This window comes from Paenibacillus sp. 2TAB19 (genome assembly GCF_052115185.1).
Taxonomy (GTDB): domain Bacteria; phylum Bacillota; class Bacilli; order Paenibacillales; family Paenibacillaceae; genus Pristimantibacillus.
This window is the reverse complement of record NZ_JBFRGE010000137.1, coordinates 1-8,617: the sequence shown is the minus strand read 5'-3', so window position 1 is coordinate 8,617 and position 8,617 is coordinate 1. Positions and strand designations below refer to the sequence as shown.

The 8,617-nt window shown below is 48.9% G+C and carries 7 protein-coding genes; all 7 read right to left on the bottom strand.

What is annotated here, in order from left to right; genetic code table 11:
• Window positions 1-185: 185 nt before the first annotated feature.
• Window positions 186-1,535 (bottom strand): (Fe-S)-binding protein, encoded by a 1,350-nt coding sequence (locus tag AB4Z33_RS29770; protein ID WP_442053376.1) that lies wholly within the window; start codon window positions 1,533-1,535, stop codon window positions 186-188.
• Window positions 1,528-2,943, bottom strand: coding sequence for a glycolate oxidase subunit GlcD (gene glcD / locus AB4Z33_RS29765; protein WP_442053375.1), 1,416 nt, complete (start codon window positions 2,941-2,943; stop codon window positions 1,528-1,530). The genes AB4Z33_RS29770 and glcD overlap by 8 nt, the downstream gene beginning before the upstream one ends.
• A gap of 98 nt (window positions 2,944-3,041) precedes the next feature.
• The gene (araA, locus tag AB4Z33_RS29760) at window positions 3,042-4,538 is read right to left on the bottom strand and encodes an L-arabinose isomerase (protein ID WP_442053374.1); all 1,497 of its coding nucleotides are present in this window, start codon (window positions 4,536-4,538) and stop codon (window positions 3,042-3,044) included.
• A 24-nt stretch (window positions 4,539-4,562) separates the two neighbouring features.
• On the bottom strand, window positions 4,563-5,603 hold the full coding sequence (locus AB4Z33_RS29755) for an aldose 1-epimerase family protein (protein ID WP_442053373.1): 1,041 nt from the start codon (window positions 5,601-5,603) through the stop codon (window positions 4,563-4,565).
• A 26-nt stretch (window positions 5,604-5,629) separates the two neighbouring features.
• A complete protein-coding gene (locus tag AB4Z33_RS29750; RefSeq protein ID WP_442053372.1) occupies window positions 5,630-6,784 on the bottom strand; it encodes a Gfo/Idh/MocA family protein in 1,155 nt (384 codons plus the stop codon).
• 5 nt (window positions 6,785-6,789) lie between these two features.
• Entirely contained in the window at window positions 6,790-7,626 is an 837-nt protein-coding gene (locus AB4Z33_RS29745; RefSeq protein ID WP_442053371.1) for a class I fructose-bisphosphate aldolase, read from the bottom strand.
• A 34-nt stretch (window positions 7,627-7,660) separates the two neighbouring features.
• Window positions 7,661-8,536 (bottom strand): class II fructose-bisphosphate aldolase, encoded by an 876-nt coding sequence (locus AB4Z33_RS29740; RefSeq protein WP_442053370.1) that lies wholly within the window; start codon window positions 8,534-8,536, stop codon window positions 7,661-7,663.
• Between the last annotated feature and the right edge of the window lie 81 nt (window positions 8,537-8,617).

Below are 8,617 nucleotides of genomic sequence, written 5' to 3'. Positions count from 1 at the left end.
TTTCATGGCACTCCCTCATATCTCCAGCAGATGGTTTTTAAACAAAAGCAATAAACGATTCCATTTCCGATAGGTTGTACTTTGATTGTATGGGATGAATTTTTGGAAATCAACATACTATGTTTCATTTCATAATGTTTTCGTCTATTTCAAACATTCTGCTGCTTGTCACTGCTTCATTGCTATCAACGTTTCAGTCGATCATATAGAAAATCTACGATATGGACTGCTTTCATTCGTTCTGGAGAGCCATGCTTCTCGATCCCATGCTTCATTTGCAGCAAGCAGCCGGGATTGCTGGTCACTACATATTCCGCTTGCGTATTGTTCGTGTGCACCATCTTATGCTCCAGTATTTGTCCTGCCATTTCCGGTTGCGTTACATTATAAATACCTGCAGAACCGCAGCAGCGATCCGATTCTTTCATTTCAATGTAGGTTACGCCATCAATCTCTCCCATAAGCTTTCTTGGTGCATCCGATGCACGCATGACATTACGGAGATGACAAGAATCTTGATAGGTTATACGGAGCGAGTCCTCCTCTTTGCTTTCGCCTCGTTCCGAGAACTGCAGCTTGCGGCCCATCCGAACCAGAAGATCGGATATGTCAATGACCCGCTCGGCAAACCATTTGGCATCCGCTTTCCAATCGGCATCATCTTGGAGTAAATGATCATACTCGACCAATATTGCTCCGCAGCCTCCCGCGTTTGTTACGATATAATCGACGTTTGCATCCTTAAAGGCTCTTATATTCCCCCGAGCCAGAGATTTGGCTTCTTCGGACTCCCCGCTATGGGCATGCAAGGCTCCGCAGCAATTTTGAGTCACGGGAATGATCACATCAAATCCCGACTCCGTTAACAATGTAACGGTATGGATGTTGGTTTGCGTAAACATCATATCCATGAGGCAGCCTCGAAATAGCGCGACGGTAGCGATTCTTTCCCCTTTTGCCAAGTGCTTGGTCCCGATTTTCTCGGCCACTCCTTTATAGGATGTGTCAGGCAATATGCTCTCCATCTCCCGCAAATGCGAGGGGAGCAGCTTCATAATCCCGCTGGCGTAAGCAACTTTGCGCAACCCTGTTTTTTGGTAGGCCTTAAGAGCGCCGCCCAGCAGTCGCATCCGTTTTTGATGAGGGAACATCTCCTTTAGTACAGCTCGCCGAATCCCTTTTACCCACCAACGATGCCGATCGGTATGCTCTTCAATCGCATCCCTCGTTTGTTCGATAAGCTGCCCGTATTTCACATCGGCGGGACAAGCAGGTTCGCACGCTCGGCAGCCAAGACAATGATCCATCTGCTCCTCAAATTGCTGGTCGGGCTCCATTATGCCGTCAACAACCGCCTTCATTAATGCGATTCGCCCTCTTGGCGACTCAGCTTCAATACCGGTTTCCCTGAAAGTCGGGCAAGCAGGGAGGCAGAATCCGCAGCGCATGCAATTCGTTAGCTGCTCATAGTCCAGTTTGGCTGCCAGTTTCGTAGCCATCGGACTTTTCGTTTTGTCGATGCTTTGCTCACCCATGTCCGATTACCACCCTTTTCCTCGTTTCCTTCGCGAACATTTTTCCGGGATTAAGAATGTTCAGCGGATCGAAAGCCAGCTTGATCGCTTTCATCACTTCAATACCTGCAGTACCTACTTTCCATTCCAGGAAAGGGGCCTTCACGATACCAACGCCATGCTCCCCCGTAATCGTACCTCCCAAACGGATAGCTGCTTCGAAGATTTCCTCGAAGGCAGCTTCCACGCGGTGTACCTCTTCAAGATCACGAGCATCCGTAGTCGCCGTAGGATGCAGGTTACCGTCGCCTGCATGTCCGAAGGTGCAAATCTGAACATTATGCTTCTTGGCAATACGGTTAATTTCCAGAACCATGTCAGCAATCTTGGATCGCGGGACAGTTGCATCCTCAAGTATCGTCGTAGGCCTCAGCCTCGCTAGCGCCGTGAACGCACTGCGGCGTGCTGTCATTAATTTCAGTGCCTCTTCCGCGGTTTCCGCAACATCAATGCGATCAGCCTGCTCGCTACGGCATATTTGTTCAATCATGGCTATGTCTCGCTCTACCGTCTCCGCTTCGCCATCCTGCTCAATAAGCAAAATCGCTTCCATATCCCTCGGCAATCCGAGCTTCGCGTAATCATCGACTACCTGAATGGTTGGATTGTCCATAAACTCCAGCGTTGCGGGAATAATCCGGTTTTCAATGATTTTTGATACCGTTCTAGCAGCTCCATTCATATCCTTGTACATCGCCAGCATCGTTTTTTTTGTTTTTGGAGGCGGAATAAGCTTAAGCGTTGCCTCCGTAATCACAGCTAGCGTCCCCTCTGAGCCGACAAGCAGCTTCGTAAGATCGTAACCAGCCACATCCTTCATCAGCTTTCCGCCTGAACGCAAAATATCGCCATTGGCTAAAACGGCTTCGAGTCCGATAACATAATCTTTGGTCGTTCCGTATTTGAGGCCGCGGAGACCACCGGAGCATTCCGCAATGTTTCCGCCGATTGTGGAAATGGACATACTGCTCGGATCAGGCGGGTAAAAAAGCCCTAGATTTTCGACCTCAGTAATAAACTGCTTCGTGTTCACGCCGGGCTGTACAACAGCCGTCAAATTTTCAAGATCAATCTCCAGTATCCGATTCATTCTGTGCATAACCATAACTACGCCGCCAGTAACAGGAACAGTTCCTCCGCATAAGTTCGTTCCCGAGCCGCGGGCGATCAAGGGAATACGATAACGATGGAGAACCTTCATGATTGCAGAGATTTGCTCGGTTGTTTCCGGATAAATGACACCGTCAGGCAGAGCTTGCTGCATCGGCGTGCCGTCATAGGAATGGGTAATCAGCGACTGGGGATCGTCTTTAAAATAGGAGTTGCCTACTATCGTTTTTAATTCGTCCTTAACTTCGATGCTCAACATTGCAAGTCCCCCCGGAATGAAAATGGACGAGAAACACAAACGGCGCTTTATAGCCTACAGCAGTAAGGAGCGTCGGTTTCTCGTCATAAACACATCTATTATTTATGATTCAAACGGTAATATAGATCATTCCAGCGAATCTCGTTCTCCAGGCTCGTCATCGTAGACGTCTGATTAATAATGATGCACTCAATACCGGCCATCTTAGCCCAGTCCGCCAGCTGCTCGCTTGTTACATGGAAAGAGAAACCGAAGTGGTGCGCGCCGCCAGCCAAAATCCACGCTTCCGCCGCATCCGACAACGACGGCTCAGGCTTCCACAGAACCCGCGCTACCGGCAGGTTCGGMATTTCCTTCTCGTTCTTCACAGCCGTTACTTCGTTCACGATCAGACGAAATCTGTCACCAAGATCAACTACGGTAGCATTGATTGCTTTACCGCTATTTCCATTAAAAGTGAGACGGGCAGGATCGGCCTTACCGCCTACGAACAACGGATGAACCTCAATCTTTGGCTTGCTGACGGCAACTGTCGGACATATCTCTAACATATGGGCGCCGAGCACAAGCTGATTGCCCTCCTGCATGTGATACGTATAATCTTCCATAAAGGACGTGCCTTTGTTTTCGGCCATTATTTTCATAATGCGAACAAGAGCGGCCGTTTTCCAATCCCCCTCGGCTCCGAAGCCGTATCCGGCAGCCATAAGACGCTGCGCTGCTAGTCCAGGCAGCTGTTTCAAGCCGTGTAAATCCTGAAAGCTTGTTACAAATGCACTGTAACCGCCATCTTGAAGAAACGCTTTCAATGCAATCTCCATACGTGCTTGTTCTCGAATCGCATCACGTTCGGCACCTTCGCGTTGTCCGTTCTCTGTGAAGTCATAAAGCTCTGTGTATTCATCCATTAATTCCTTGACTTGTCCATCCGTGACATCCTGCACGCGTTCCGCCAGATCACCTGCAGGATAACCGTTTACCGACCACCCGAATCGGATTTGTCCTTCTACTTTATCGCCTTCCGTGACGGCGACATAACGCATGTTATCTCCGAAACGAGCGATCTTCATCGTTTGGCTTTCCGTAAAGCCGGCAGCCGTTCTCATCCAAGAACCGATTCGGCCGCGTACTTGCACGTCTTTCCAGTGACCTGCAATGATTTTACGGGCTATGCCAAGACGGGCTCCAATAAATCCGAATTCCCGGTCGCCATGTGCCGCTTGATTCAAATTCATGAAATCCATGTCGATGCTGTCCCATGGAATATCTACATTAAATTGCGTATGAAAGTGAAGCAGCGGCTTACGCAGCTGGGTGAGGCCTGAGATCCACATTTTTGCTGGCGAGAAAGTATGCATCCAAGTGATGATTCCCGCGCAACGATCGTCTGAATTCGCTTCCAGACAGACACGACGTATAGCTTCCGGCGTCGTTACGACTGCTTTAAAGACGATTTGATAAGGAAGAGCATCGTCATGATCCAGCCCGGCGACCATTTCCTTCGCATTGTCCTCCACTTTTGACAAAACATCTTCTCCATACAGTCCCTGACTTCCGGTTACGAACCAAAATACATAAGGCTTAGTCTGCAGCATACCTGTATCCTCCTTAATATGTGTTCAAATAAATMGCAATTCCAATCGATAATCTACGGTTTCACTCGGCTCTAATATACGGAGCGATCCTAGCTCCCTCTCGCCCGCCCTTCCTCTCGTCCAGCAATTAGAAGGCTCTAGTCCAAGTACATGCTCGCTTGATCCTGGCATGCGCCACTGAACGAACTTCGGAAGTGTGACAGGATCCCATTCCAGTTCTACCGATAGGCCATGCGAATTGGTGTTTGCAGGACGAGCCGGAAATGAAGGACTATGAATACGTGCAAGGACCGTTTCCTTGCCTTCATCCGGCCTATGATAATACACTTGTTCCTTAAAGGAAGGATCAGGCGCTTGCCATTCCCCTATCGTTCTCATATCCATATCGTTGTCGCGCGTTGAAATTTCTCCTTTGGGAAGCTCCACTGTCGTGTCCTCGGCAAGCAGCGGAAACCCGAAGTTGAAATGATATAGCATCATATGAGGCGCAGGACGGAATCCAACATTCTGAACGGAATCCTGGATTGCAATGCGATTTTCACCTAAATGGCTAGTAATTGTTCTAGTCAGGCGTAGATACTCACCAAAAATGGAGGTTTCCTCTATGACTCCACGGACTCGCAGCACATACTCATCGCCATCCCATTCTGACCAAGAAGAAATTTGACGTGCTGGCGTATGATGAATTCGACCATGAAGACCGTATGCACCGTTGCTGTCTTTCCCCGGCGATCCAACCTGTGATAATCCGCATGTCATAAGCAAGCCGCCGGATGCCGTTCGCAGCCATTCYGCTTCTCGCTGATCGTAATAAGAAGGGTGAGGCTCTCCGTTGCTCGCAGACCAACTAACGGGTACGCCATGCATTTCGGCAAGTGAGATGTCCATCCCCTTGCTTGGCGTGACCCAGTAAGACAACCCCGCTCCGGTTCGCACTCGGAACGTGTCTATTCCCGACTCAGGCCCTTCACTTCTGGTAAAACGTTCAACACCGCCAATTTGCTCGATGCGGCCGACTCTCGCTTCCAGCTCGCGTCGTTTCCAGTCTCTTCCGTAAAGCTTCACGTTTTCCTCCCCCCCCTTCAGCAGTGCTATTCCCAGTTCAGCGAAACCGTTTGATCGGTTTTCTCTGACTCCAAAGCCGCTGTGAATAGTTGATGGCTCATTGCCGCTTCCTCCGGTTTCGCGCATTGAAAGGAAGATTGATTGTCTTTGCCGTTTGCGATTTCATCACAGAATGCCGCCCACATCTGTAAAATCGAATCCGAGAAGCCGAATTCGAAGATACCTCYGGTAATCGTTCCATAGGCTGATTTATAAGGAACATCTGAAATATGCCATGCCTGCTCGCCGCCTGGCTCGTATGGAAGGAATGCGACCTGCTTCGGGTTCTTGGTCGAGAACTCTGCAGACCCTTTTGTGCCGTTAATGCGGATAAACCAAGTATTGGCATGACCTGGAGCAATCCGTTTCATGGAAAGCACCATCGGGAAATCATGCTTTTCTGTTTTGACCTCGCATGCCAGAATCGCATTATCCCATGTTTCACAAGCGGCCATGCCGCCTTTTCCATCCGGACGCTCCTCTACGATTTTACTAAGCAGCGACCTTACGTTCGCCGGTTTCCAACCGAAACGGAACGGCAGATGAGCGACATGCATCCCCAAATCACCCATGCAGCCATATTCGCCATTTGTTCCGATACGACGCTTCCAATTGATGGTTTTGTTCGGATCGAGGTCACTGCTATGCCAGAACCCGGCCTCAACCTCGATAATTTTTCCGAGTCTTTCTTGATTAACCCATTCGACAATCCGCTGGGCTCCCGGGAAAAATGGAAATTCAGAGGAGCAGCGAACGATCACGTCCGGATTCTCAGCGATTGCCTTCATGATTGACCGATTGGCATCAGCATCGATGCCAAATGGCTTCTCGCCAAGCAAATGTTTCCCGGCTTTAATGATATCTATATATAAATGCTCATGCAGGTTATGCGGCACTGCGCAGTAGACGGCATCCACTTCCGGATCGGCGATGAGCTCTCGGTAATCGGCAGTGGATTTCTTCACGCTAGGCAGGTTGTTTTTGAACCATTCTGTCGCAGGCAGGTGCGCATCGCATACATGTGTAATTTCAGGAATAAAATCCACATTGGTCAAGTGGCACCAACGCGCCGCGGCGCTTGCAAATTCTTTTCCCATTAATCCGCAGCCGATGACACCGAAGCGAATGACTTTTTTCGGCATGCCGATTACGCTCCTTTCAAAATAGCTATCGCATGCTCAGKCGTCGCGCCTTGGTGAACTACAGCCATAAATGCGCGAGTCATTGCCTCTGGATTATCATGCTGGATGACATTGCGTCCGTATACAATTCCTGAAGCTCCCTGCTCCATAAGAGCATAAGTTCTTGACAAAATTTCTTCGTCCGAAGCCCGTCCGCCGCCCCGTGGCAATACCGGCTTGCCTGATGCCGCTTCTACGACCTTATGGTAATCCTCTACGTTATCGCATGGATCGGCTTTGATTATATCCGCGCCAAGCTCTGTACCTTGACGAACAAGCGGAACGATCTTCGTGATGTCGCCATCGACCATATAGCCGCCTTTTTGCTCATTCGGAAGCATAACAAGCGGTTCTACCATAAGCGGCATGCCATAACGTTCGCACTCCGTTTTCAGCTTCGATATATTTTGTACGCATTGACGATGAAGCTCTGGTTGTCCCGGCAGCAGCAGCAGATTTACAACGACGCAAGCTGCGTCCAAGCGAACTGCTTGTTCAACCGGATTATGAATGAGTTCACTGAATAGGTGTGAGGGAAGCTTCGTCCCGTATACGTTAGCAACATCCGTGCGCAGCACGAGTGAGGGCTTCCTTTTACCTGGAATAGCTTGAAGATGCTCTGCTTGACCAACGCTAAGCTGTATCGCATCGGGATTGGCRCGTACAATCGTCTCGATTGCTGCTTTCATATTCTCAATGCCTGCCAAAAATGAATATTCATTGAAAAAGCCATGATCGATCGCGACATCAAAGCACTTGCCTTGTTCACTAAATAAACGATTTAAACGAGCGGTAACGGACATATTTGACACACCTCATATATTGTTTTATTGGTAATTACGCTTTGTTGCTGCTGCGGAACGTACGCATGATTTCTTGCGCGTCTTCTTTAAAGTCCTGAATGACATTCATCATAAATTCGTGATAAAACGTCTTTTCTTCCGACTGGATAAAACGTTCTTTGGCCCGTTCGACAACCTTAAGCGCCATCCCCGTGTAATAATTGATCTTAGACGCACCGTGATCGATGGACTTGTGGAAGTCTTCCTCCGACAACCCAGACCCACCGTGCATCACAATCGGAACGCCAGCCGTATTCCGAATTTGCTCCAATCGCTTTAAATCCAGAACCGGTTTTTTTAAATAAACACCGTGGACAGTGCCGAATGCAGCGGCAAGCGCATCAATACCGGTTCGCTCAACAAACTCCCTTGCTTGCTCGGGATCGGTATAGAGCGAAACATCGTCGATGATGGAATCATCGTCCTCGCCTTCCGCTCCTCCGCTCTTGGGACGAGTAACATAACCAAGCTCACCTTCAACCGAAACGCCAAGCGTTTTAGCAATCTTAACGACCTCTGCGGTTCTGCGAACATTTTCTTCATACTCATACTCGGAGCCATCGAACATGATTGCGTTAAAGCCTAAATGCATCGCATTCGTAACCGCGGAGAAGCTCTTTCCGTGATCAAGAAGGATGCTGACCGGCACCTTGGCACGGTTCATCGCTTCTACCATGATGGGGGCAATCTGCTCGAGCGGCGTATACTTAAAATGAATTTCAGCATGGCACAGGATGACTGGTGACTGTTCTTCCTCAGCGGCCTCAATGATTCCGCGAACCATATCTAAATTTATTGCGTTAAAGCAAGGAACGGCATAGCCTCTGCGAGAGGCATCCCGCAGCATTTCACCCATGGAGATTTTAGACAAATTACCTTCCGCCTTTCTGTTCAGTCTTTAATTTCAAATRTTCGTTTCAAACATATTATAGTTAATGGAAGTGTAATACGC